The following is a 25491-nucleotide window of genomic DNA, read 5'->3' on the forward strand; positions in this document are numbered from 1 at the left end:
TGGCTTCATCCCCTACTGTTGAATGATGCTGTTTCTTTCCTATGCCAGCTGCGACCCTGTTCTGTTACTGCCACCCTACACAGATAATTGTGACTTGTTTTTGTAACAGATATCTGTAATGGGAATCTGCCATAACTACCTCATCGTCATCGTTCTACGAACAGAACAGATCATCTTCAAGATCGGAGATACCCATAAGTCTGTTACTGACGTCTGTATTGTTTATCTGTAATGACTATCTGTACTTTTAGTCTGTAACTAGCGTCTATACTCAGTCAAAGCAGAAACTTCTCTGAAAGAGCGTTCAACAATGCGTACAACTACATCCGTTACAGATGTCTGTTCCGAATGTCTGTATTTAATGTCTGTCATTGGAGCCTCTGTTCAATCAGAGTACGAATTCCTGTAAAAGAGCGACCCACGACTACTTATGGACTTAATCTGTTACAGATATCTGTAACGGGTATCTGTTACGAATGTCTGACGCAGATTTATGGTACAGCAGCAAAAACACGTGAGTGCATGATCACGGCCGTGATCTACTCCGAATCGGGTGGAACGTTCAAAACAACCATGACGGCTAATTTGGCAGTTGCATTAGAAAGGATGGGTCAAAATACTCTTATGATCGATCTTGATCCGCAAGAAGGAAATTTGACCAGTCTGTTTGATGCGGGCGAGCACCGGAACGATCCAGACGCAGATAACCTAGTTAAACATATCCTTGATATGCCAGATGGTGATTTCCACGACCTGATTGAGACAACGGCTGAAGGTGTGGATATCATACCCAGTCACGACATGCTTAGTGACTTCACGTCGAATCTGGAGCAAAAGATTTCTTATGAGACTGGTATGCAAAACATGAGCCGAGAGGAATATCCTCGGTTCGAATTACTATATGATTTACTATGGAAGGAGCAGAAGCTAAATGAAGAATATGACGCCGTCCTTATCGACCCAAACGCACGAGCAGAGGATCTTCTTTACAACGCGATCTTTGCACTACGCACACTCATTGCACCTGTTAAACCAGCAGGGAAAGGGAACCTGAGTTTGGAGGGGCTCGAAGAGCTTGTTGGTAACATGGAGAGCCAGCTCGATATCGAGATTGGGCTCTCCTGTGTTGTTCCCTCTGGAGTAGGGCGAACCAACGCTCATAAACAGTATCAAGACCAGTTTGAAAATACTGAGGCATTCGCTACTCCGGTCACTATTGCGAATCGAGAAAGCCTCATGGACGCTATGTGGGAAGCCAGAGGATCGGCGTTCAAGGTGATTGAAGAACGGTGGAAAACGTTTGAGAAAAACGGTGAAATGATAAGCGAATCCGGCCAGCGGCGAATCCGGGAAAGAGAAGTTGAGACCTTATACAAGCTGTATAAGCTTGCTTGGTTTATTGCAACGGATACATTCGACGCCGACGCCGATCCTGTATTGGAACTCAATATCCAAGACTACGACAATCAAGTTCTCGATCTCGAGGATGACGACAAAATGGAGGCGACGACCGCATGAGTAACTTCAAACCCGGGTCAGGTAACCTTGACTTTGGAGACCGTGACGAGGACACGAACGAAAACAAAGTAGAAGAGGAGGAGTCTCCTTCTGAAGAGTCCACATCATCCTCAGGAAGTCAGCAAACGTCCCAGACTCCAGACTCGTCCGAACAATCAGTACCAGCTCAGGACTCATCAAATGAATCGACTACATCCAGCTCACACAACAGAGAGTATCCATACTTCGTCCGGCGAAACAACGTCGGCGACGAACGGGACACACGTCTCGAAATCCATCTTCGGGACGAAGTAGCTAATCAAGAAGCCAAATTCCTGAGTGAACTGGCTGAGCAACTTGAAACAAACGAAATTGCAAAGACAGACGCTCGGGAGTTCGCTCTCCTTACCGCGTTTCAAAATCCTGAACGAGTCGCAGAGTTGATGCAAGAAGAAGGATTTGGCACATTCGCCTAGAATCGGCTGAGAGTAGGCTCATTCTCCGCAATTAGAGTTCTACAAGTCTTCAAGCTACAAGCTGAGCAGAATGGATACCGATGACTACCGAGCTATTCCGGATCAGAATTACTCGTTTTCGAAGACGTCGCTGACATCTTCAGCGAGGTCGCCGGCGTCGATGTGCTGGTAGGCCTTCGCGGTGGTTTGCGGATCCTCGTGTCGGAGCGCACGCTGAGCTGCCCCGGGCCCACGCTCGCGATAGAGCGTGTCGCCGAGACCACGGCGTGCACCGTGGGCCTGGAGATAATNGGAGCGCACGCTGAGCTGCCCCGGGCCCACGCTCGCGATAGAGCGTGTCGCCGAGACCACGGCGTGCACCGTGGGCCTGGAGATAATCGGCTGCCCCCTCTGGATCAATTCCTGCCTCCTTACACAGACTGCGTAGGATCCGTCGAACGCTCCGCTTGGTGAGGTTCTGTGGCGGAATCTCGTGTTCACGAAGGACCTCTTCGACATCACTCCCGTCGAGGAGTGTCTCGACGTCTTCGTCGTCGAATCCACGCTCGGAAAGTTCCTCACGTGCCTGTTGATAGAGCGTAGGAGCATGCGCAGTAGGGAAAACGGGCCACTCGTCATTCGGCGGTCGCTGGACTGTTCGATGGCGATCGAGTGCGCTGTGAGTCTGTCGTGGGAGCTGAGCGTCCTGCCATTCTTGGGTTTTTCCGAGGACGCGCAGAGAGCCTCCCTCAAGATCGACATCGCTCCAGAAGAGGCCCTGTCGTCGGTCGTCGCGGGTATCACGAGCGATTTCAGCGGTACGACAGCCTGAGAATGTGAGCACGCGTACGAGCGCGCGATCACGCACTTCGATAGTCGCGTCATAGCCCTTCTCGTCGACAGCGTCATGGGCGCGTTTGTCGACAAATCGGAGTAACCGAGTTCGATCTTCAGCCGACCAGAACTGTTGTGTGGTACGTTCGCCGGAGTCCTGCGGGAGTTCGGTTTTGGCACGACGGGCGAGCGCTGGATTCGTCGAAATGCGTTCGTCCTCGACACACCATGTGAGGAACCCACTGATGGTCGCGTAGTAGGTGCGGGCGGAGGCAGGCGTGATTCCCGTCTCTGGATCGCTCTCTCGCGCCCGAGCTCGTCTCCGGAGGCGCTGGGCGTATCGACGCATGTTCTGACTGTCGAGGTCCTCCAGATCATCGATACCGTGTCTTTGAAGCCACTCACTCCACCGACTGAGCACGTTCTCGGCGAGCGCGCGGTAGTTTCCTGAGTCGTTACCCTTCTGCTTGGCGTCGAGGAATGCCTCGATCGTTTCGGTGATTGATTCGGTGTGTTCGTCAGAACTCATGAAAGCTCCTCCTGTTACGAATCAAGGGAATCTGAGGTGGGTGTTTGACTACCCGATCAAGCCAAGAAACGGTCTTTGGAGGGTAAATCACGGGTTGAGAGCGGCGAGAAGCGCTATCCTGAGTTGGGGGCATGATCTGTGCTTCACCGAGGGCGCGGTGATGCATAAATCCACGTCGTTTTATCCGGTTAAGCGGACGTAAACGGCTGAAGTGGGAAATCGCCATGCGGCAGTCGAATTCATGGAAATACACTCTATATCGATATATAAATTTCTCGATTCGGGAGGAGCTGAGGTTCGGCGTTTGGATTTCTACAAACCACCTATTTGCTGATGAGTCTGGGGCGAGTAGCTGAATTTTTCATGCGTTCCTCAAGACAGCCCGTCCGCTTCAGCGATCAGTGGTACCAACGTGGAGCGACGAAAACACGGTCGCCTCGATCTTCCGGAGGTGCTCGCTAACAGTCGTCTCGGAGAGCCCGGTCGCCGCCGCGATCTCGTCGTGGGTCGCCTCGCGGGGCTCCTGGTAATAGCCGAGGTCGACCGCCACCCGGAGCACCTCGTGCTGGCGGTCGGTCAGCCGGGAGACGTCGTGGCGCTGAAGTCGGCTAGGTGGGATTCGTCATTCATGACCACCTATGAAATTTAGACTGCCGATATAGATTTCTAGACTGGACGTGCATTAGGAAACCACCTGCCCGACTTCAGGTACATGAATATCACAACATTTCATTACTACAATCAGTCCTATCTCACTTATTGGTTTATGAGAATTATAACACACCCCAGGCACTACTAGCGTGATACCATGAAGTTAGTCCAGCAATCCATCGTGCTGCAACAAATTTTTTCAGAAATTGTGCCGGATAAGAACCGAATGTTGGAAATGGGATATTCGAGACATTATGAGCAATGGCTTTATCTCCAATTGAAATGAGTGTTCCCTTATCCTCATACGTCCAGTGTCTCAATGGTTTGTTTTGGAGAGAACGCTCAATATTATTAGCAGCAACATCGGCGGCTTGCCATGCAGCTTGGGCAGTAGGTGGTACCGGATTTTCACCATTTTCGACTAGGGCAGCGTCACCAACAGTGAATATGCGATCGTCACTGGTTTTGAATGTTGTATCCGTTTTAATTCGGTTGTGGTCCTTCTCAACATTAATGGACTCCATGATATCATGACCGGTAATCCCTCCTGTCCAGATTAGGATGTCATAAAGTAATTTCTCATCACTTTCTAGATGTACATATTCATTTCCTGCCTTGGAAAGTGGATTCCCGGTTTGAATGTCTATATCGGCTTTGATGAGTTGCTTCCGCACTGATTTCTGAAGATCGGAACTGTGCCCTGGCAAGATTTCATCAAGAGCTTCCAGAAGCGTAATCTCGATAGAGATTCCTGCCTCATCTCGTAGTTTTGCAACTTCACCCGCAACTTGAATACCCGAGAGTCCAGCTCCACCAATAAGGACTTGCGTTGGTTTTTCGCTAGATTCGAGGTTTGTTTCGGTAAAGATTCGTTTATGGATTGTTAACGCATCCTCTAATGATTTCAACGCGATTGAATGATTATTCAAACCAGGAATCCCGTAGTGCGCGGTTTGGCTCCCTATTGCAACCAGTACGTAGTCGTATGGTATAGTGTTTCCATTACTGAGCTCGACTGATCGAGCCCCAGTATCAATATTAGTAACTTCACCTTCAATGAAATCGGTATCTGTTGATTTTATATTCTTCACCGGAATTGTGATTTTCTGTTGGATAGTGGGATCTCGAATGATCCGATGTGATTCATGGAGTACTAAATGATATTGATTCTCGCCAATCCACGTAATGTTGACATCAGAGGTATTCTGTTCCAGTTGTTGCACCGCCTTTGTACCTGCATAACCTGTTCCAATCACCACGAGACTGTCGGCCATGATTGGCTAATATATTAGAATATACTCTAATCTATCGCTTATAGCAAAATTTGTAATCTGACAATTATCCATCATATATTCCAAACCCAGCTGGGCTGAATCAGCGAATCGCAGGTGGCCGGATCTTCTGGTCAGTTTCGAAAACTGTGTTTTCGTGTTGATTCGCAATGGATGACATTTAGTTGTCAGCTGGGTTCTCCTCGCCGAAATTATGATCGTGACTAATAGTGCCGTGGCGCGTTAGTCGGTTTTCTCTTCCCAGGGAGAAATTGTTTGGGGAGAGTTGTCTTCGTGTTCAATTAAAGCAGAGTCACTGTTCTCGCCTTTGTCGCGGGAATTCTGGAGGTATTCACGACCTTCTTCGGTTTCCCACAGTCGCTCGTTGAGAACATCAGCGGAGGTATAGAATTTGTGTATTGAGGGCAGTTTGGTGTTATCAAACTGCGCAATTAGATCGCCGTGATTCTTGAAGAAGTGGTGCATCCATTGCTCGGCTCCGCGGTCGTCGTGAAACTGGGTAATAAGGATCCAGTGGTAGTAGTCGTCAGCATTAGTGAACAACACCACATGTGGGTCTTCGCTCAATTCCCAATAGCATTCTTCCCACTGTTCCTCGAAATTTGGGTAATGGAACGCAATACGGAAGAGATAATAGTCAAAAAGCTCTACATTAGGCACTACTTGCGTCTGTAATACCTCGTCCGTCTCCATCTCATGGAGTAATTCATTTACACGATTGTGTGATAGCGAGATTCCGTATTCATCCTCAAGTATATCGCGAATTTTTCGGACTGATGCAGTTGGATTTCCAACTCTTGCTTTGAGGAGGATGATATCTCTGGGTGTGAGATCATCATCAAATGAATCCTCTGAAACACCCATCGGTTATCATCCTCATATTGTAAGACCGTACTTAAAAACCTTTCTCAAGATTCGAAGCATAGCGTCTGGCACCTGATAGATGTGTAGTTGATTTAGATAATCAATACTAGAAGATGGCATATCAATCGACTTTGAAATTTAGCGTCTTTGTCTGTGTGTATGCCTTGATTGTCTCTTTGCCTATTTCCCGACCGATACCGGATTGTTTGTACCCACCGAATGGCTGGCCAGCTGGGAATTCGTTATATTGATTTACCCAGATGTTCCCAGCCTCAATATCGCGAGCAGCACGCCGAGTAGTGGAAATATTTTCAGAAACGATGCCAGCAGCGAGACCAAAGCTGACATCGTTGACTCGATCTATTAGATTACCATAGTCGCTCCATTCGAACACAAGCTCTACTGGGCCGAAAATTTCTTCTTGGGCAACGCGCGTTCTGTGCGGTGCACCCTCAACAACCGTTGGAACAACAAAGTATCCGCCAGCGAGTCGCCCATCCTCAAGTTGTTTGCCACCAGTGACAATTCGACCACCAACCTCTTCAGCAAGACGAATATATCGTTCAGTTCTTTGAACCTGTCTTGGCGATATTTTCGGACCCATCTCAGTTTTTTCAAGCAAAGGATCGCCAAGGACGATATCATCCGCAGCGTCGGCGAATTTTTGAGTAAATTCATCACATAGTGATTCATGGACAAACAACCGTGTCCCCGCACAGCAACACTCCCCAGCGTTGTAGAACATCGCGTCGATGGCGACCTCAACCGCTCGATCGAGAGCCGCATCTGGGAAAATGATAAGTGGACTTTTGCCACCCAATTCCAAGGATATGTCTTTGAGAGTATTCGCTGCTCCCTTCATTACGCCGCGACCGACCTCCGTTGATCCGGTGAACGCAATCTTGCGCACGCGCGGGTGTTCAACGAGCGATGTACCAGCCTCGGGACCGTAGCCAGTGACAATATTCAGTAGTCCATCTGGAATGAGATCGTCGATTTCGTGGATGAATTCAACTAATGATAATGGGGTTTCTTCGGCAGGTTTCAACACTACAGCGTTTCCTGCTGCCAGAGCTGGCGCAAGCTTCCATGCGGCCATCAATAATGGGAAGTTCCAGGGAATTATTTGGCCGACGACGCCATACGGCTCCCGAACCGTCTCTATGTGTTGGTCATTTTCTGCGGGGATAGTTGTTCCTTCCAACGTCCGGGCCGCACCTGCAAAATACCGAAAATGATCTACAACAAGATCAATGTCATCTCGGGCTTCTACTAATGGTTTGCCGTTATCAAGTGCATCAAGCCTTGCGAACTCTTCCTGTCGGGCTTCGATTCGCTTCGCTATCTCTGAAAGAATAACTTGTCGTTGGGCTACCGATTTATCATCCCAAGTCTCGAAGCCACGCCACGCAGCTGTAACAGCTCGTTCGATGTCAGCATCATTTCCGGCCTGAGCTGTCGCCAGTTTTCTCCCAGTGGTCGGGTCGTAAATGTCTAATAGTTCGCTACCGGTACTGTCTACCCACTCACCTTCGATATATAGTTGAAGCTCTCGGTCTTGAATCAGCTCTTGTGCAGCTTGCTCATGTCTCTCAATGACCTCTTGTGAACTCTCGGCCGACGGCTGAGAGTTGGGTGCCACGTATTATCATCTCATACCCACCCTGACGCATAAGATTTTCTGATTCTATATTGACAAAACCGTCTTTCCTGCGTAAACCTCTCCTCCCTGCTCACTTGCCTGACGGCTCGCTCCCGAAGGGAGGGGCTTTCATGTGGACTCTCGGCAATCAATCTCCGGCGGAAGGCCGGGGACCGTCGTCGGTCATCGTCCCACGATTTATACGCACGTCTACTGGTGCGTCTCCGCTCCCGGCAAAAGTCCGGGAGCGGAGGCTATGGTACCGTTTGCGGGCGTACCGAAGCCCGACGTTCTTCGCCGCGTTGTAGTCCGCGTTCAGTGCATACCCACACGAACGGCACCAAAACTCGGTGCCGTCGCGGTTGTCTTTGTGCGTGAATCCACACTTCGAACGCCGTCGGCTGGTGTGATTCGGTTCGACAGTTTCGACCGAGACACCACGTTCCGGTGCTTTGTACTTGACGTACTCGAACAACCACCGGAAGGCCCAGATGTGGTGCCAGTCCGCGAACGACGAGCGTTTGCGGATGTCGTCGAGTTCTTCGAACACGATAACGTCGCAGTCGGTCTCTACAGCTTCGGTCACGATTTCGTTCGCCGTGGTGTGGAGATACTGCTTGCGCCACGCTCGTTCCCGCTTTCCGAGACGAGCCATCGCGCGGTGGGCGTGCTCTCTCGTCATCATGAGACGGCGAGCCGTCTCGAACGATTCCTTAAGGAAGGAGGCTCCGCGCTGTGCTTTAGCTGATCTCCGACTAGACCCAGAAGTAGTGTTAGATAGTGTAGGTTCCACACACACACGACAAACTTATGATATTCAGATCATATTTCCTCATAAGCGGCCCTTCTGTGAAGATATTATAATCTCAAAATGGGTTTCAACATTTCAAAATAATCTTACTGTCCGAACTCATACGTATTTTTCCAAAACTTTTATTATGTGATCGGATATGGGTGTAACTGCCATGCAGGCAGTAGTACTGGAGGAGTTTCAGGAGCCGTTGACCGTCCAGGACGTTGACCGTCCTGAACCAGAACCCGATGGGGCTGTCGCCAAACTCATTGGGTGTGGTGTCTGCCGATCAGATTGGCATTGTTGGCAGGGAGATTGGGACTGGTTCGGATACCGGCCTGATCCGCCACACGTTCTTGGCCATGAACCCACTGCCCGAATCGTTTCCGTCGGTGAGGATGTTGAAACCGTCGAAGAGGGTCAAGAAATCGCAATTCCGTTCAACCTCGCGTGTGGTACTTGTGACCTGTGCCGGAACGGTCGCGAGAACATCTGTGAGAACCACGTTGGGCTTGGGTTCATGAACCAAGCCCCCGGTGCATTCGCTGAGGAAGTTCACATCCCACACGCCGATGTCAACGCCGTGCCGCTCCCAGACAGTATCGACGCCGAAACGGCTGCGGGGTGTGGTTGCCGGTTCATGACCTCGTTTCACGCGATGGCGCATCGCGCACCCGTGAGCGCCGGTGATGACGTGGTAATTCACGGGTGTGGTGGCATCGGTCTTTCAGCCGTCCACATCGCTGATGCGCTTGGTGGTAATGTAATCGGGGTGGATCTCAAAGACGAGAACCTCGACAAGGCCGAAGAACTTGGTGCGGTCGCTACGGTTAACGCTTCCGAAGTCGACGATCCCGCTGGCGAAGTCCAAGATATCACTAACGGTGGAGCAGATGTTTCTGCCGACGGACTTGGTATCAAAACGACGTGTCAGAACGCAGTCAATAGCCTCCGCAAGGGAGGAACGCACGTTCAGATCGGGTTGACCACTTCCGAAGAAGAGGGAATGGTTCCACTGCCGGTCGATGACTTCGTCTCCAAGGAGATCGATTTCCACGGCTCGCTCGGTCTCCAGCCCTCGCGTTACAGTGAGATGCTGGACATGATCGAGTCAAGCAAGCTTGACCCGGCAACGCTCGTCAACAAGACGATCGATATCCACGAAGTTCCAGATGAACTGGCTGCGATGACTGACTTCAACACACTCGGAATCCCAGTCTGTACCGACTTCACTAGCTAACCAATAGAACAATCACGAAACAAACCATTTTAAATGGAATGGTTGATCGGTGATTGATAGCTTGTAATTACGGACCAAGGACAGTGAGACACTATGAAATTCAGTGGAACATTCAAACTTAACGATACGACAACGGAGGAGGTATGGCTCGCGCTCTCGGATCCGGTAATGATCGAGAACGCGCTACCTGGCTGCCAGTTTCTCGTCGAAGTTGAGGACACGGATGTCGACTTCGACGCGTTGCGCGAGGAACACGGGGACCGCGATGTCGAACCGACCTCTGACCCAGAGACCATCGCCGAGCGCGCGTTCGAGCAGGGGAATCACTACGCCGGCGTCATCGGTATTAGCATCGGCCCGGTAAATCCGACCTTCGAGACGGTTGTCACAATCGAGGAGCGCGACCAGCCCTACATGGAGGCCGGCGGCGAAGGCTCAGCGGGCGATAGCTCCTTCGAGATGACCGCGTGGATGGACCTCGACGCGACCGACGACGGGGTGGAAGTCGATTGGACGGCCGAAGCCGAGGTGTTCGGCCGCATCGCGCAGATGGGCCAGCGCGTCATCAACCCCGCGGCGAACCAAGTCGTGAAGCGGTTTTTCTCGTCGGTGCAGGACGAAATCCGCGAGCGCGAAATCGCCGAAGGCGGCGAGGTTGAGCAAGCAGAGTCGGCCGAATCGAATGACGACGACCGCGGCATCGTCGACCGCATCCTCGGTCGGTCGGAAGGAAACTGACACATGACAGAACACGACATCGAACTATCGGTCAACGGTACGGAACACGAACTCACTGTCGAGTCACGAACACTGCTCGTCCACGCCCTGCGCGAAGAGTTGGGCTATACTGGCACAAACGTCGGCTGTGAAAGCTCGACTTGTGGAGCCTGTACTGTGCATTTAGATGGTGATGCAGTAAAATCCTGTACGGTGCTCGCGGCACAGGCCGACGGCAGCGAGATCGGTACCGTCGAAGGACTCGCCGAGGATGGCACCTACGCTCCGATTCAGGAGGGATTTCAGAAAGAACACGGGCTTCAGTGTGGTTACTGTACGCCGGGGATGATGCTCGCGGCGAACGACCTCCTCGAACGGAACCCGAACCCGGACGAAGAGGAGATTCGGGAAGCCATCGAGGGCAACCTCTGTCGGTGTACCGGCTATCAGAACATCGTTAACGCCGTCGAGTTCGCCGCCGACGAGATGGACGGTGGTGCCGAAGCGGCAGCTGATGGCGGTGAGCCCGTTGAAGGCACGCGAACGTCAGAAGACGAGCGAAGCGAGTCTTCTGGAAGGACAAAGCAGGTAGAGGGGGACGACTGAATGTCAAGCGAAACAATCGAATCTGACGAACTCGACATCGAATCGGTGCTCGGCTCGTCGGTCGAGCGCCGCGAGGACCCCTCGCTGATCACGGGCGAGGCCGAATACACCGACGACATCCAGCGCCCGGAGATGACCCACATGGCCGTCCTTCGAAGTCAGCACGGCCACGCCGAAATCAACGATATCAACACGAGCACGGCCGAAGCAATGGATGGAGTGGTCGGTGTCTATACCGCAGACGACCTCGACGTTCCCGGTGAAGTGCCGACCGGATGGTTGCTCCCGGACCTGAAGACGCCCTCGCACACGATTCTCGCAAAAGACCGGGTGCGCTATCAGGGCGACGGTATCGCGGTCGTGGTCGCCGAGGAAAACGCCATTGCACACGACGCGGTCGCGGCAATCGACGTCGATTACAATCGGCTCGATGCGGTTACCGACCCCAAAGAAGCCGTCGAGGATGACGCTCCGGTGCTTCACGAACCGACCGAGGACCCCACCGACACCGAAGACGACGAAGAAATCGGCACCGTGCCCGGTAATCAAGCATTCGACTGGGAAATCGGGGATGCGGACGCCACCGATGAGGCGTTCGCAAGTGCGGCTCACACAGCCGAGGTGGACTTGGAAAACCAGCGGTTGATTCCGAATCCGATGGAGCCGCGGGCAGCGATGGCCGAGTACAAGCCGGGGACTGAGGAGTTGGAACTCCACATGACCTCTCAGAACCCGCATCTCCACCGCCAGTTGATGTCTGGCGTGTTGGACGTGCCAGAGCACAAAATCCACGTCGTCGCTCCCGATGTGGGTGGCGGATTCGGAAACAAAATCGCCCACTACCCCGACGAAGCACTCGTCTCGTGGTGTGCGAAAGAGACCGAACGACCGGTGAAGTGGACCGCAACCCGTTCCGAGAGTTATTTGACTGGGACGCACGGCCGCGACCACGACACGCACGCCGAGTTAGCGATGGACGAGGACGGCGTGATTACCGGGATGCGCGTCGAAACCTACGCGAGCATGGGTGCGTACCTCTCGACGTTCGCGCCGGCTATTCCGACTTACCTCTACGGGACACTGCTGTCGGGTCAGTACGATATTCCAGCGATTCACTGTCACGTCATTGGCGCGTTTACGAACAATGCGCCGACCGACGCCTATCGCGGGGCCGGCCGCCCGGAAGCGCTGTACGTCGTTGAGCGCATGATAACGCTCGGCGCGCGCGAGATGGAGATGGACCCGGCAGAGTTCAGACGGAAGAACTTCATTCCCGAGGACGACTTCCCACATCAGACCCCGGTGGCGGTTTCCTACGACAGCGGCGACTACGAACCGGCACTCGACAAGGCTCTCGATATGGTCGGCTACGACGACCTGCGCGAGCGACAGGAAGAACTCCGCGAGGAGGGCCGGTATCTCGGTATCGGCTTTTCGAACTATATCGAGGCGTGCGGACTCGCACCCTCCGAACTTGCGGGCCAACTCGGCGCGCAGGCAGGACTGTGGGAAAGCGGTCTTGTCCGCGTCCACCCTACTGGGAAAGTCACGGCCTTCTGTGGCACGTCGGGTCACGGACAGGGCCACGAGACGACCTACGCCCAAATCGTCTCTGATGAGTTGGGAATCCCCTACGACGACATCGAAATCGTCGAAGGTGACACTGATGAGATACCCCAAGGAATGGGGACCTATGGCTCGCGTTCGGCGGCCGTCGGCGGAAGCGCGCTAGCGACGAGCTCGCAGAAAGTGGTCGAAAAGGCGAAGAAAATCGCTGCCCACCTCATGGAAGCAGGTGAAGGGGACATCGAGTTCGAGAACGGCGAGTTCTCGGTCGCCGGTGCGCCAGAGCGTTCGATGGGTATCCAAGAGATCGCCGGACAGGCCTATCTGGCACACGATATGCCGGAAGGCATCGAGCCAGGGCTTGAGGAGACTTCCTTCTACGACCCCGACAACTTCGTGTTCCCGTTCGGGACGCATGTTGCAGTCGTGGAAGTCGACCCGGAGACTGGCGAAATCGAGTTCGAAAACTACGTCGCGGTCGATGACGTCGGCCCGCAAATTAACCCCAAAATCGTGGAGGGGCAGGTTCACGGTGGGGTTGCACAGGGCATCGGACAGGCGATGTACGAGGGCGCGGTTTACGACGACAACGGCCAACTCACTACCGGCTCGATGCAGGACTACACGGTGCCGAAAGCCGAACACATCCCCAGAATGGAAACCGATAGCACGGTGACACCTTCCCCACACAACCCGCTCGGCGTCAAAGGTGTGGGTGAAGCAGGTACCATCGCGGCTCCACAGGCGGTCGTCAATGCGGTCACGGACGCGCTCCAGCCGTTCGGCGTCGACCACATCGATATGCCGCTCTCTAATGAATCGGTTTGGCAGGCGGTAAACGAGAATGCTGCTGCGGACGGTGGTGAGCCGAGTGAAACGAGGCGAGCCTCGTCAGACCGAAGGTCTGATGGTGGAAAAGGAGGTGATGAGTGATGTATCCAGACGAGTTCGATTACTACACGGCAGAAAGCGTCGGGGAAGCGCTCGACCTGCTCGATGAACACTCGGATGCGGAGACAGAACTGCTCGCGGGTGGGCACAGTCTTCTGCCGGCGATGAAAACTGGATTATCGAGTCCCGAGGTGCTCATCGACATCAGCGGTGTTGATGCGATGCATGGCATTGAGGTAGACGATGACACCCTCTCAATCGGCGCAATGGAGCGTTATAGTGCCCTCACCGACTCCGACGAAGTGGCCGAGCACGCGCCCGCGCTCGCAGCAGCGGCCCAGCAAGTCGGTGACGTACAGGTCCGCAATCGCGGAACACTCGGTGGTAATCTCGCCCATGCAGACCCTGCTGCCGACCTCCCAGCGGCGGCACTCGCTTCGAATGTGACGCTCGTTGCCGAAGGGCCAGATGGTGAGCGCTCGATTCCGGCCGATGATTTCTTCTTCGGGATGTACGCGACCGACCTCACGCCGGACGAACTCCTCACACGCGTGGAGATTCCGTCGGCGGATGGCGCGGTCGGGACCTATGCGAAAAAACCGAGTCCATCCTCGGGCTACGCGATGGTCGGCGTCGCCGCACTGCTCGATACCGACGACGATACTGTCGAATCCGCGAGCGTCGGCGCGAACGGCGTGATGGACCACGGAGTGCGACTTGAATCCGTCGAGGATGCGCTCGCGGGTGGCTCACTCGATGACGATAGTATCGAAGCGGCCGCTGGACACGCTGGCGACGACCTCGACGTAGCGATGATGATGGACGACTTGCAAGCTTCGAACGAATTCCGGGCCCAGCTACTGGAGGTGTATACTGAGCGAGCGCTGACGTCGGCGATGGACGCCGATTCCGCGTCCGCTGCAGCCGACTGAACCACGTGTTCCATCAGATTCGACGCCGATTCGCCGTGTCTGCATCCCGGTGATGCGGTGCAAACGAGAGGGCTACGTGTATGAATGACGAAGAACACACCATGAGCGAACGAACGCCCTCGGCGTTCAATGACGTAACCGAGACCGATGTTCGGCAGGCCTTCGAGAGTGAGGACTACGTTGCCGGCGATAATATCGTTACCACAGTTGAGTTGGTGCTTCGTCTCGGTAAACCCCTGCTCGTGGAAGGCGAACCCGGAGCCGGCAAGACCGAACTCGCCAAAGTCCTCGCGGGTGGGCTCGACGCCGAACTGGTTCGCCTCCAGTGTTACGAGGGACTCACCACAGAAAGTGCGCTGTACGAGTGGAACTACACGAAGCAACTGCTCTCGATGCAGACAGCGGAGGGGACCGCCGACGCGGACGAGTCGATGTTTAGCGAGGAGTACCTCTTAGAGCGGCCTCTGCTGCGCTCGTTGCGGGGCGACAGCCCACGGGTACTCCTCATCGACGAGGTGGATAGGGCTGACGAGGAGTTCGAGGCGCTGTTGCTCGAAATTCTCTCGGATTTTCAGGTGAGCGTGCCCGAACTCGGCACGGTGAGCGCGACAACACCGCCAGTCGTCGTCATCACCTCGAACCGCACGAGAGGACTGAGTGACGCGCTGAAGCGCCGGTGTCTGTTTTTGCACGTCGCGCCACCGTCGTTCGAGAAAGAGCGGGCGATTCTCGAACGCAAAGTCCCCGAACTCGATGGAGCAGTCGCCGCTGAATTGTGTGCGATAGCCGGACGGCTCCGCGAAGAACCACTGCTCAAACCACCGGGAGCAGCAGAAACCATCGACTGGGCGCGGGCGGTCGCCGCCCTCCGTCACGAAAGCGAGAACGGAACCCTGAGCCACGAGGAAATCCAGAACACGTTGGGTTGTCTGCTGAAGGAAATCAAAGACGTAGAGCGCGTCGATGACGACCTGCTCGCAACACTCTGCGACGCCGCAGAAACCGCCCGCGCGGAGGCAGACTGATGGTTAGCAAAGCAAACATCGAAGAATCCGTTCCGGATTTCGTCGCCGCACGCGACCACGTGCACGACGAACTGTGGAACATCCGATTCGTGCGCACACTCCGATGGGCCGGCGTAAACGTTCCTGCAAACGCCGGCACGAACACGAGCGCGCACGCGTCGCGCTCCGGGCATGTCTCATCACCGAACAGCCCGACAAATCGTCGTTCGACGACCTGTTCGCCGAGTTCTGGTGACGACTCACTGCCGGTCTCGATGCGAGCGGACCCGCAAAGCTACCCGAGGACGGGCCGGGCGGTGGACTCGCACCGCTCGGAGCCGAGGCGGCCTACGAGCCGACTGCCCGTGGGATGGCTGCCGCACTGTCGTATCTCGATGGGTAATTCACATTCGGCGGTTCATCGGACTTTAGCGAAATCGCCCGTCAACTCCGCCGACAGGGACTCAACGGCCCGTATCGGCTACAAACACAACGCTCGACGGGAGAAAGCCTGATTGAGTACTGACCCCAAATCACATCCAACGAAACGATGACAAACACGAGCTGGAAAATGACCGAAACCGAGGTACTGTCCGCCATCGGCGAGACACTCGACCGAGACGTCGACGCCGTGCTGGCGACGATCATTGATGTCGAAGGGAGCGCCTACCGTCGTCCCGGCGCGAAAATGCTCATCGAGGGCGACGACAGTGCTGGCAGCCTCACTGCCGGCTGTCTCGAAGACGAGGTCAGGGGACTCGCTGGCGACGTCCTTGACGCTGGCCAGCCCCGTATCGAAACCTACGACCTCACCGGCGATGATGACATCTGGGGTCTCGGCATGGGCTGTAACGGGATTATTACCGTCCTCCTCGAACCGCTCGATGAGAGCTATCGGCCGGTTGTAGAGCGCGTGACGAACGGCGGCGACTGCGGTGTCGTGACCGTCACTGATGGCGACCGCCCGCTCGGAGAGCGTGGTTTTTACGACCCGGAGACGGAATTTTCAGACAACCTGCCCGGCTGGCTGTGTGAAGAACTTCGGGAGCCGACGGCGACCCTCCTCGAACGGGGGAAGACGGACACAGTGGGCGTCGAAACCGACGACGGGACCGTTGAGGTGTTCGTCGAGGGCATCGAAGCACCGTCGAATCTCGTCGTGGTCGGATCGGGACCCGATGTCAATCCGGTGGTGGAACTCGCAAAACAGGTCGATTTTCAGGTCACAGTCGTCACCTTCCGCGGTGCACTTTCAAGCGGTGAGAACTTCCCCGCGGCCGACGCCGTTCGCGCGACCTCGCCGACGGACATCGGGGACAACATCGAGTTCGATGACGACACCTATGTGATCGTGATGACCCACAACTTTATCGATGACCGCCTCGCGGTCGAAGATCTCATCGACACACCCGTTCAGTATATCGGTCTGATGGGTCCACAGGAGCGCTTCGAGGAGATGCTTGAGGACTTCGCCGATGAAAGTGTCGAGATTACCGAAGACGATACGAGTCGCATCTATACGCCCATCGGTCTCGACCTCGGTGGCGATTCACCTCACCAGATAGCCTATAGTATCGTTGCCGAGGCGCTTGCCATTGCAAACAATCGGAGCCCACAGCATCTCACAGATCGTGAAGGACCTATCCACGACCGAATCGAAGTGCCTCTGGCCGAGTGAGGGATAGCAAACAGAACCGCTCTTGTGTAGCGTAGCGGAACCGAGTCACGGAGATTACGGCATCCTGCCGACAGCAGTCGTACATGACCAATGAACGCGCTGCTCTCGGCGGAATGCTTGAGCAACTCGTTGACCTTGGAGCAATAGAGTTTCGGCCGGAGCCGCTCGACGCCATCGTCGAGCGGCGACTCAAAGCCATCTGGACCACCCGTACCTGCCCGAACTGTGACGCCGANCTCGATGGTTCGGCCCGTATCTGGTGTGGCCGCTGTGACTGGAAAACCACCTACACCCGCGGCACACCCTTCTATGACTCGGAACTCGCTCCCGGCGAGTTCCTCGTCGCCTTCGTCCTTTACGTTGATTCCCTCCTCAGCATCAACCAAATCGCACCGCTGCTTGACCGCGCCTACAAAACCGTCTTCGAGGCAATTAGCGACGTGGAAACCGCGTTCGCTCGCGGTTTCCCGACTGTTTGGGAACGCATCGAGCACACGATTGCTGGGCCGACACAGGTGGACGAAACTCAGCGGGTGTGCTCGGGGTTCAAAGGCCAGAACCCACCGCGGGACGGACTGTCCCGCGGCGGGTCCCCTGGACCCGGACGGGCGCGATGGACAGGAGAGCAGGGCGATGAGATGACGCTCGTCGCGGCCTGCCGCGACGTTCTCCAGGTGATCTCAGCCGAAGAGGGGTCGAAATACGACGAGAACCTCGGGCCAGTGATTGAGGAAGCAGGCGATCTCTCCCAGCCGCTGGGAGAGATCTGGACCGACGAGCTTCCCGCGTATCAGCAAATGGAACACGAGCATCGAACCGTTGTCCATGATGATGAGTACGTCTCAGAGGAAGGTATCCACACGAATCAGGTCGAATGCCTCTGGTCGTTAGTGCAACCGTGGCTGGCGAAATTCCGCGGCCTGTCCAAGCAGGGCTTGGAGCAGGCCGCTCGCACCTTCGGGCTTCTTCGCTCCCTGAATCTTGTTCAAGCACCCATCCACAGCCTTGTCGATTGCGTCGCCGTCAACGTATTCCGCTAATCTACACAAGAGCGATTCGAATTAAGTACGTCACGGTAGCTTTAGGTTTGTTCAGGGGCTATGATGTAGTAAGTAACAAATCAAAATCAGAGAATACATTACGGCTGTACTACTGTAGAAATTTCAATAGAGTAAAGATTACAGTCTTAGAGGTCATAACAGCGGTCGTGACACCGTCGCACGTGTTGGTTCCGCTCGATGGATCACCGTTAGCTAGCGAAGCCCTAAACCATGCGCTTGAAATATTCGACTGTCAAATTACGGTGCTAAATATCGTGACACCGCTGGACGGCGGGATGAGTGAGGGATCTGTATTTGAGGTCAATCAGGACCGGGTTGACGATGCCGACGACCAAGCGACCGAACTGGTTGAGGCAGCTCGGCAGCGGGTTGCCTCAGACAACCAGTCCGTGAAAACGGTCATCAAGACAGGCGATCCCTCCGAGACTATTCTGGCATATATCGAGACTTACGACGTCGACCACATCGTGATGGGAAGCCATGGTGAGGACGGCAGTGAATTAAAACGACGTCTGCTTGGGACAGTTTCGACTGCAGTTATCGGTGAGGCATCGATTCCGGTCACTATCATTCGCTAACAGTCGGAAACTAGGTTATTGTAGATGGAAATGACGCCCTGAGAGAAGCTAACGATCGCCGTATCTGACCTCACAATGGACCTCATTGCTGGGATAGCCGACTCCTTCATCACATGGCCGATCAGCGTGGGATCCTCCGGGGTGGCGTCGGTTTCCTGCTGTCGTGGTCGTGTCACCATGCATTATCGATATCGCTTCCGATTCACTACTTCTCTTGGAGGTAATTGGGCGTCTCACCGCGTGGCGTGAACGCGCTGGGTGAGGCTGTGCGCTTGGCGATCGTGGCGAGCCGGTGGATGAACGAGAGCAACACGGTGAACGGCGCAAATCCAACTGCAAGCGGAACGTTGGCGAAGTCGGCGATCAGCGCCACGACAAATACACTCGTCACCATTCCACCGGTGATGATCCATCGATCGTCTTCGAGTAGGAGCTACCGTCGTGCGGTGAGTTATCGTTTTCGACCAGTGAGAAATATGACAGCCACCACTGCGCCGACGACAACGGCCTGGTCGAGAATCCAGAGGAGCTTGGTGATGTAGATTCCCGTTTTCCAGAACTCCGAAAGAAGCGAGCCGAGGTCAGCAGTAAGCAGGAAAGAATGTCACTCTGCTAATGGCAAAATCAACCCAAATACAACCAGTGATAGGATGGTGGTGGCTATCCCAAGCAATCCAATAGCTGCAAATGTCGAGTTCTGAAGCAAAAATCCGCCGCCGATACCGCCAACAATCAAAACACTACCGAAAATCGTCCCATATTTTGCGCCAGCAGTCTGAAGGTCCATAACTGATTTGGAGTGGTTTGACATCAAGAACCTCTCGGTTGCATTCTTAATCCACATTGTGCATTGTGCGCACTCCCAGGCTTCGGTCATAGTGGTGATTTGGGGCTCTGGATAGTAAAGCCATGTGGCCAATTGACATAGCAACTCTGATGATAGAACCACGCAACGCTGTGGGGATGCGCTGTTCAGATGTCAGAATACGATACCAGAGCCGGCGACGCAGCCTTCGTCACACGACAGAATTTTCTCACACAAATCTTGTTAGATATAGAACTAATCTAACCGACGGTATTACGTTATCGAATTATTTTGCAATATTCAAACAAATGTGGTCTCTCACAAAGACAGTCACCAATCAATTTTTTGACTGTTAAGCGCCACTACCGAGCCAGCAAATTCAGGATCATATCGCCGACGAATAGACTGTATCCCAGCCATAAGAAGGACTGCAATAACCGCCACTACAAGAGACTGAACCGTCGGAAATCCTCCAATTGCCGCGGTAAATGTCGCTACGTACGCCATTGGCTCCTGGGTGTTCATGAGATAGAAGACGCCGGTAGTTACTGCAAACCCAACTAATGCACTCCCAATCATACGGAGTCCTGATTCCGACATCGGTTCGACTGCCATCGGTGAAACGCTCTGTGCAATTACTGTGTATGCGACCCAACCAGCACCTAGCGCAGTTACATAGCCGATCACGATTACTCTCGGATCATGGGCTGAACTGTTGGCATTGACAGCGAGGAGATAGGCCGCGGGACCGAGTGCAAGGAGAATAGCCCAATCCCCCGAAACAAACGCAATACCAGCGAGAACAATCAGAAGAAAAACACCATGCCCACCATTCCATAGCATGCGTTCAGTCGTACTCATTGAGTCACGTTCCTTCTAATAGTGGATATGCATTACGAACTAAAATCTTCGATACGGGAATACGTTGGCGGTGTCGAATTGAGATGTGAGATTAAGTTGCCAGAGCGCCATAGAGGCCTCAATGAAGGAAATCACGGAAAAGACGCTGCATCCACTCGTTTTTGACGTTTTCATCACGGCGATTCACGACCAATTACGGCAGTACGGCGGGACGCGGCTTGGAGTGATCTGCGTTGCTGCGTTGCTGCGTTGAATAGGCATACGGCGCGGTGATCATAGCGGTGCACATAACCGTTCGATGTTCGAGACAGCGAACTTCAGGACGATCTCACGTTGAAGCTGCTGTAGGCTCGTGTTGAACCGCAAAAACGCGTAGATCGAGAACAACCATTTGCGGAGTGCGATTTTGGAGTGGGCGAAGATCGTGCTGGCCTTGTCATTGAACGTGCGGTCACAATCCTTACAGAGATACCGTTGAAGCGGCCCATAGCTGCCGTTCTTGACCCAGGTCAGAACGGCAGCGGGGGCACTCAACACCATCACGCCAGCGCACCTGTTCCAGCAGGTCCGCTGCGACCGATTCCGACCCAAACACCTCGAGCGGAATCATTTGTGTCGGGCACCGCGCCAGCGGTGCCCTTGCCCTCTTCGGCTCCACAGCAACAGCTGAGCACTATCAACAATCTCCTACAAATGAGCGCAGGAGAAAGAGGGTGCATCCCTCGATCAGTATGTCCGCATCGCGAATGACATCCTGTTCAATCCCGAGGGCACCATCGAGCGCGTCGAGCAGGCGTACGAGCAGCAGTTGGAAGCGGACGGCGACGATGGATCGCAGGCGTCGCTGGCTGGCGAGCGGGCCCTCGTGAGTATCGAGCGCGTCAGCGACGATCTGCAGGAGAAGATCGACGAGTTCGAGGAGTTCGAGAATGCGCTGCGCAAGCGGTTCCAAGAGGCGATGAGCTAAGACGAACACCGGCCACGCCACCTTCATAGCCAACCATCTGAATTCTGATAGTACATCAATCTACAGCAGTTTATCACTACCTACAAGTAACTGAGATTGTAGAATTCCGATTTTCAAAAATTGACACTCATAAAATAATTCGACAGAGACAAGGGGCCGTTGCTACGAAACGAACTGTACAAAGATGTCTACGGCAAGATCGCCATTTATGTATCAATGCCAAGATACCGGTGCTCAACGCGCAGGGGAAATTCAGACTATAGCGCCCAGACGGGGCCAGACTGTCCCCGGTGAAAAATGACTGACCAAGCACAAGTAGCGGATGTGAACGGCGTCGAGGGGACGCCTCGACGTGGCCTGTTTATGGCTACGTTTGGGTTTTTCGCAGGTCTCACCACTATCGTGTTCTACGGAGCTGCCGGCCCGATATTCGAGGAGCACCTGGCCCTCACCGGCGTCTTCCACGGGTTGCTACTCGGGTCGCCACACCTCAGCAAAGCAGTACTAAGAATCCCGTTCGGTGCGTGGGTCGACGAGGCCGGCGGGAAGAAACCGATGCTCATCCTGTTGGCGTCGACGATCGTCGGGATCGCAGGGCTCGTCGTCACGCTGTTCCTGACGTATCCCGACGATTTCGGGATGCATCTGTACCCGCTGCTCGTGCTGTTCGGCCTCCTGGCGGGCGCCGGCGGGGCGACGTTCTCCGTCGGCATCAGCCAGACCTCCTACTGGTATCCCAGCGACAAACAAGGATTCGCGATGGGCGCGTTCGCGGGTGCCGGCAACATCGGGCCGGGACTGGTCGTCTACGTCCTCCCCGTTCTCATCGGTCTCACGGGACTCGCGATGGCATACGGGATCTGGCTCGCGTTCGTCGTCGCCGTCACTATCATCTACGCCATCTACGCCGTCGACCCGTACTACTTCCAATTGCTCCGCCAAGGGAACGACCAAGAGGAAGCGAAGGAGACGGCGGACGAACTCGGTCAGGACATCTTCCCGTCCGGCAACACCTGGGAGTCACTGCGTGAATCCGCCTCCATCCGGCGGACGTGGGTCCTCGTGTTCCTCTACACGGTCTCGTTCGGCGGCGGCTTCACCTCGCTGTCGGCGTGGTTCCCCACCTACTGGGACCTGTTCCACGGGTTCGACCTCTCGACCGCCGGGCTGCTCGCGGGCATCTTCATCGTCTACGGCTCGCTGATCAGGATACCCGGCGGCAGCATCAGCGACCGGTTCGGAGGCGAGAACGTCGCCATCGCGAGCTTCAGCGTCATGGCTGTCGGGGCGGTGATTATGACATTCGCGGTCGGGTTCTGGGCGGCGTTCGTCGGGATGATGGTCCTTGGGACGGGGATGGGCGTCGCCAACGCAGCGGTGTTCGAACTGGTTCCGAAGTTCGTCCCCGAAGCCGTCGGCGGCGCTTCCGGCTGGATCAGCGGCATCGGCGGCGGCGGGACGCTCATCATCCTCCCAGCGCTGGGCTACTACACCGATATCTTCGGACAGATCGGCTACGCACGCGGATTCTCCCTGTTCATCGTGCTGAGCGCGATCTGTGCCGCGGTCTCCTGGGGACTGAAACGATACAAGCCCGACGTTGACGCGGATGTCGACGAAACGCCCGTTCACTGAACCGACAGTCCCGAGAGCTCACTGAACGGTCCCAGATTTTGGGCGTCTGCGATTCAACAAGGAGTCGTGAGCGACCTACTCCTCCGGGTCACGATGGACGGTCAATACCGGATTTCAGAGTAGCGGACGACGTCCTCGGTCACGCTGTCGAGCAGCGCCCGTGTCAACGACCCCACCCTACCGCTCGGGCTGATGCCCTCGCGCTTGAGGGTGGGGCTTGTCCGTGGACTCGGCCTCAGACGCTATGCGGTGGCGTAGGCGGTAAATCCGCGCTTCGGCTTCAGCGTCCCAGACTTCAGGGCGAGCTGACCGTCGCCCGTCCGACGCGACGACTGGCGGCCCCGTCGGACATAGCGGAACCCGATGTTTCGGGCCACGTTGTAGTCGGCGTTCGCTTCGTGGTCGCACTTCTGACAGCGGAAGTGTCCCCGCGAAGGGCGATTCTCGCCCACCCATCCGTCTTTAGCTAAGCGAAGAACCGCATGACTGCGGCTGCTATCGAAGTTGGTTCGTGAGTGGAATGAGGAGGGTCAGGTGTCCATGCCTTCGGAACCCTCCTCACGTCGAATTGAACAGCGACTCACTACGCTCTTTCCATCGACAGCTCTCGAAGACCACGCCGAGGCAGTCGGCGTGGTCGTACGCGACAGCAAATTCCAGATACCTGCGATGGTCTGGGCGCTCGTGTTCGTCTTCGCCGCAGGCGAGAGCCGAACACTCGCTGCGTTTCGTCACGCCTACAACGCCACTGCCGATAAGACGCTCTCTCTCGGCGGTTTCTATCAGCGATTAACACCGCTGTTCGCCGCGTACCTCCGCGACCTCGTCGAGTTCGCGCTCGACGAGGTCGCCGTCCCTCACACTGTCAGTGACGAGTTCGATCAATTCAGAGACGTGATGACCGCCGACGCAACCGTTCTGCGGTTACATCGGTTTCTGAGAGAGCAGTACCAAGGTCGCCCGAGAGGAGCAGGCTGGAGCGAAGTTCCACCTGCTCCACAACGTCACCGACCGAACCATCGAGAAGATCAACGTTACCGGCGAACGCCCCCACGACAGTACCGAGTTCAACACCGGATCGTGGCTGGAGGGGCGGTTGCTAATCCTCGATCTGGCGTACTTCAAGTTCCGCCGCTTCGCTCGGATCGACGAAAACGATGGCTACTTCGTGAGCCGTCTCAAGCGGAACACCAAGCCAGAGATCGTTGCAGAACTGCGCGAATGGCGCGGACGCGCCATTCCGCTGGAAGGAGAGGAGGTCTTCGATATCACGGAGAACCTCCAGCGAAAGTACGTCGACGTCGAGGTCGAAGTGGAGTTCAGACGCGGGCCGTACGCGGGCACGCGGTCATGGGATACGAAGCGCTTCCGCGTCGTCGGCGTCCGCAACGAGGACGCCGACGACTACCACTTCTACATCACGAACCTCCCGGGAAAGTGGTTGTTGCCGGCGGATATAGCGACGATGTACCGCTGCAGGTGGGCAGTGGAGTTGATGTTCCGCGAGCTGAAGACGTTGTACGAACTCGACGAATTCGACACGACCAACCCTGCGGTAGTGGAGATTCTGCTGTATGCAGCGGTGCTGACGCTGTTGGTGAGCCGGGAGTTGCTGGAACTGAGCGTGTCATAGAAAGCGTCACATGCGAGGTTGCAGGGCGTGGGAATTGTGTCCAACAACACCCAAACCCTGCAAAACGTAACTTCTGTCGACGGCTTCTTGAATGTCGCGGCGACTGAGACGGTATCGCTGTTTGAGCATCTTAAGCTCGAATTTCTACTGGAGTACGACGTGTTCGCCCCCTGCAAGCGGGGGCGAACACGAGTTCATGAGCCACCAGAACTCTTCCGAGGCTTTCTCCATTGCTACTACGAGGACGTCTACGGCACTCGTCCTGTCGCACGGGAACTCCAGAAGACACTGGTCTGGCTCAGCTGTGGCTTCGATCGACCNGCGACTCCCATAATCGACTTCTCGACCTCGTTTCCTCAAACTCATTACGGAGTAATCCCGTCGCCGTCGTCCATTTTCAATAGAGCAGAAGACGAGGACTTTCAGCATCATCACGGGATGGAAGGACGGCCGCCCACGGCCGTCCTCCCGATCGTCTGGATAGAATGGTTCGAGCCGATCCTCGTTGTCGAGATGATCGATAACGTCGGAGACGTAGCGTTCGAGGCTATCTTCTTCGACCCACTCTGTGACGTTCTTCGGCAGGAGGTGTTGCTGCTCTTGATCGTATCGGATGAAGTTGGAGGTCACGGGTGGATCCTTACGCTATACAGGGGTTTTAGCTAGATAAGGAGCGTGTCATAGAAAGCGTCACATGCGAGGTTGCAGGGCGTGGGAATTGTGTCCAACAACACCCAAACCCTGCAAAACGTAACTTCTG

The 25491-nt window shown here is 55.1% G+C and carries 23 protein-coding genes and 5 pseudogenes; 18 read left to right on the forward strand and 10 right to left on the reverse strand.

The annotated features are described in order from the left end of the window. Positions 1–522: 522 nt before the first annotated feature. From C450_RS19620 to C450_RS22205, 3 genes are all read left to right on the forward strand, one after another. Positions 523–1518, forward strand: coding sequence for a ParA family protein (locus C450_RS19620; RefSeq protein ID WP_005046761.1), 996 nt, complete (start codon positions 523–525; stop codon positions 1516–1518). After that, positions 1515–1973, forward strand: a complete 459-nt coding sequence (locus tag C450_RS21125; RefSeq protein WP_005046763.1) for a hypothetical protein — start codon at positions 1515–1517, stop codon at positions 1971–1973. Before C450_RS19620 ends, C450_RS21125 begins: the two co-directional genes overlap by 4 nt. 472 nt (positions 1974–2445) lie before the next feature. After that, positions 2446–2784, forward strand: coding sequence for a hypothetical protein (locus C450_RS22205; protein ID WP_049910526.1), 339 nt, complete (start codon positions 2446–2448; stop codon positions 2782–2784). 922 nt (positions 2785–3706) lie between these two features. On the opposite strand, the gene C450_RS21130 is transcribed toward C450_RS22205, so the two are convergent. From C450_RS21130 to C450_RS19650, 5 genes are all read right to left on the reverse strand, one after another. Next, complete coding sequence (locus C450_RS21130; protein ID WP_206536870.1) at positions 3707–3934, reverse strand: helix-turn-helix domain-containing protein; 228 nt, start codon at positions 3932–3934, stop codon at positions 3707–3709. 154 nt (positions 3935–4088) lie between these two features. Next, the gene (locus C450_RS21135; RefSeq protein ID WP_005046766.1) at positions 4089–5240 is read right to left on the reverse strand and encodes an NAD(P)/FAD-dependent oxidoreductase; all 1152 of its coding nucleotides are present in this window, start codon (positions 5238–5240) and stop codon (positions 4089–4091) included. Between the two features lie 240 nt (positions 5241–5480). After that, positions 5481–6122 carry a transposase gene (locus C450_RS19640; RefSeq protein ID WP_241430443.1) on the reverse strand — a complete coding sequence of 214 codons (642 nt, stop codon included), beginning with the start codon at positions 6120–6122 and terminating at the stop codon, positions 5481–5483. Between the two features lie 121 nt (positions 6123–6243). Then, positions 6244–7764, reverse strand: coding sequence for an aldehyde dehydrogenase family protein (locus tag C450_RS21140; RefSeq protein ID WP_005046771.1), 1521 nt, complete (start codon positions 7762–7764; stop codon positions 6244–6246). Between the two features lie 148 nt (positions 7765–7912). After that, the gene (locus tag C450_RS19650) at positions 7913–8563 is read right to left on the reverse strand and encodes an RNA-guided endonuclease InsQ/TnpB family protein (RefSeq protein ID WP_338035764.1); all 651 of its coding nucleotides are present in this window, start codon (positions 8561–8563) and stop codon (positions 7913–7915) included. A gap of 166 nt (positions 8564–8729) precedes the next feature. Between C450_RS19650 and C450_RS19655 the strand changes: the two genes are divergently transcribed. The 10 genes from C450_RS19655 (at position 8730) to C450_RS19695 (ending at position 18830) form a co-directional block, all read left to right on the forward strand. Further along, the gene (locus tag C450_RS19655) at positions 8730–9797 is read left to right on the forward strand and encodes a zinc-dependent alcohol dehydrogenase family protein (RefSeq protein ID WP_049910537.1); all 1068 of its coding nucleotides are present in this window, start codon (positions 8730–8732) and stop codon (positions 9795–9797) included. A gap of 93 nt (positions 9798–9890) precedes the next feature. Further along, a complete protein-coding gene (locus C450_RS19660; protein ID WP_005046776.1) occupies positions 9891–10535 on the forward strand; it encodes a CoxG family protein in 645 nt (214 codons plus the stop codon). Positions 10536–10538: 3 nt separating this feature from the next. Continuing rightward, a complete protein-coding gene (locus C450_RS19665; RefSeq protein WP_005046778.1) occupies positions 10539–11120 on the forward strand; it encodes a (2Fe-2S)-binding protein in 582 nt (193 codons plus the stop codon). Continuing rightward, entirely contained in the window at positions 11121–13619 is a 2499-nt protein-coding gene (locus tag C450_RS19670) for a xanthine dehydrogenase family protein molybdopterin-binding subunit (RefSeq protein WP_005046780.1), read from the forward strand. Then, on the forward strand, positions 13619–14509 hold the full coding sequence (locus C450_RS19675; RefSeq protein WP_005046781.1) for an FAD binding domain-containing protein: 891 nt from the start codon (positions 13619–13621) through the stop codon (positions 14507–14509). Before C450_RS19670 ends, C450_RS19675 begins: the two co-directional genes overlap by 1 nt. A 101-nt stretch (positions 14510–14610) precedes the next feature. Next, on the forward strand, positions 14611–15534 hold the full coding sequence (locus C450_RS19680) for an AAA family ATPase (protein WP_049910538.1): 924 nt from the start codon (positions 14611–14613) through the stop codon (positions 15532–15534). Between the two features lie 103 nt (positions 15535–15637). Next, a complete protein-coding gene (locus C450_RS23305; protein WP_273837087.1) occupies positions 15638–15769 on the forward strand; it encodes a hypothetical protein in 132 nt (43 codons plus the stop codon). A 294-nt stretch (positions 15770–16063) separates the two neighbouring features. Next, positions 16064–17191, forward strand: a complete 1128-nt coding sequence (locus C450_RS19685; protein WP_049910530.1) for an XdhC family protein — start codon at positions 16064–16066, stop codon at positions 17189–17191. An 83-nt stretch (positions 17192–17274) separates the two neighbouring features. After that, positions 17275–18231, forward strand: coding sequence for an IS1595-like element ISHsa2 family transposase (locus C450_RS19690; protein WP_049910531.1), 957 nt, complete (start codon positions 17275–17277; stop codon positions 18229–18231). Between the two features lie 167 nt (positions 18232–18398). Then, entirely contained in the window at positions 18399–18830 is a 432-nt protein-coding gene (locus C450_RS19695; protein ID WP_049910532.1) for a universal stress protein, read from the forward strand. Between the two features lie 205 nt (positions 18831–19035). Here C450_RS19695 and C450_RS22245 read toward each other — a convergent pair whose 3' ends face one another. The 3 genes from C450_RS22245 to C450_RS21885 form a co-directional block, all read right to left on the reverse strand. After that, positions 19036–19224: a hypothetical protein gene (locus C450_RS22245; RefSeq protein WP_005046795.1), complete on the reverse strand. Its 189-nt coding sequence runs from the start codon at positions 19222–19224 to the stop codon at positions 19036–19038. Between the two features lie 210 nt (positions 19225–19434). Beyond that, positions 19435–19617, reverse strand: coding sequence for a hypothetical protein (locus C450_RS19710; RefSeq protein ID WP_152424554.1), 183 nt, complete (start codon positions 19615–19617; stop codon positions 19435–19437). A gap of 348 nt (positions 19618–19965) precedes the next feature. Then, positions 19966–20496, reverse strand: a complete 531-nt coding sequence (locus C450_RS21885; RefSeq protein ID WP_152424555.1) for a hypothetical protein — start codon at positions 20494–20496, stop codon at positions 19966–19968. A gap of 121 nt (positions 20497–20617) precedes the next feature. On the opposite strand from C450_RS21885, the gene C450_RS23310 reads away from it, so the two are divergent. Then, a complete protein-coding gene (locus tag C450_RS23310) occupies positions 20618–20749 on the forward strand; it encodes a hypothetical protein (protein ID WP_275039293.1) in 132 nt (43 codons plus the stop codon). Positions 20750–20808: 59 nt separating this feature from the next. Here C450_RS23310 and C450_RS19715 read toward each other — a convergent pair. Next, positions 20809–21106 (reverse strand): annotated as a pseudogene (locus tag C450_RS19715) (transposase); the annotation flags it as partial. Between the two features lie 90 nt (positions 21107–21196). Between C450_RS19715 and C450_RS23580 the strand changes: the two are divergent. Further along, positions 21197–21463: pseudogene (locus C450_RS23580) on the forward strand (hypothetical protein); the annotation flags it as partial. A 363-nt stretch (positions 21464–21826) separates the two neighbouring features. Continuing rightward, a complete protein-coding gene (locus C450_RS19720; protein ID WP_005046801.1) occupies positions 21827–23098 on the forward strand; it encodes an MFS transporter in 1272 nt (423 codons plus the stop codon). A gap of 177 nt (positions 23099–23275) precedes the next feature. On the opposite strand, the pseudogene C450_RS23390 reads toward C450_RS19720, so the two are convergent. After that, positions 23276–23571 (reverse strand): annotated as a pseudogene (locus C450_RS23390) (RNA-guided endonuclease InsQ/TnpB family protein); the annotation flags it as partial. A gap of 67 nt (positions 23572–23638) precedes the next feature. Here C450_RS23390 and C450_RS19730 point away from each other — a divergent pair. Further along, positions 23639–24719, forward strand: a pseudogene (locus C450_RS19730) (IS4 family transposase); the annotation flags it as partial. Between the two features lie 48 nt (positions 24720–24767). Further along, a pseudogene (locus tag C450_RS21155) lies at positions 24768–25049 on the forward strand (IS5/IS1182 family transposase); the annotation flags it as partial. Positions 25050–25491 lie beyond the last annotated feature (442 nt).

The sequence above is a fragment of the Halococcus salifodinae DSM 8989 genome (genome assembly GCF_000336935.1).
Taxonomy (GTDB): Archaea; Halobacteriota; Halobacteria; order Halobacteriales; family Halococcaceae; genus Halococcus; species Halococcus salifodinae.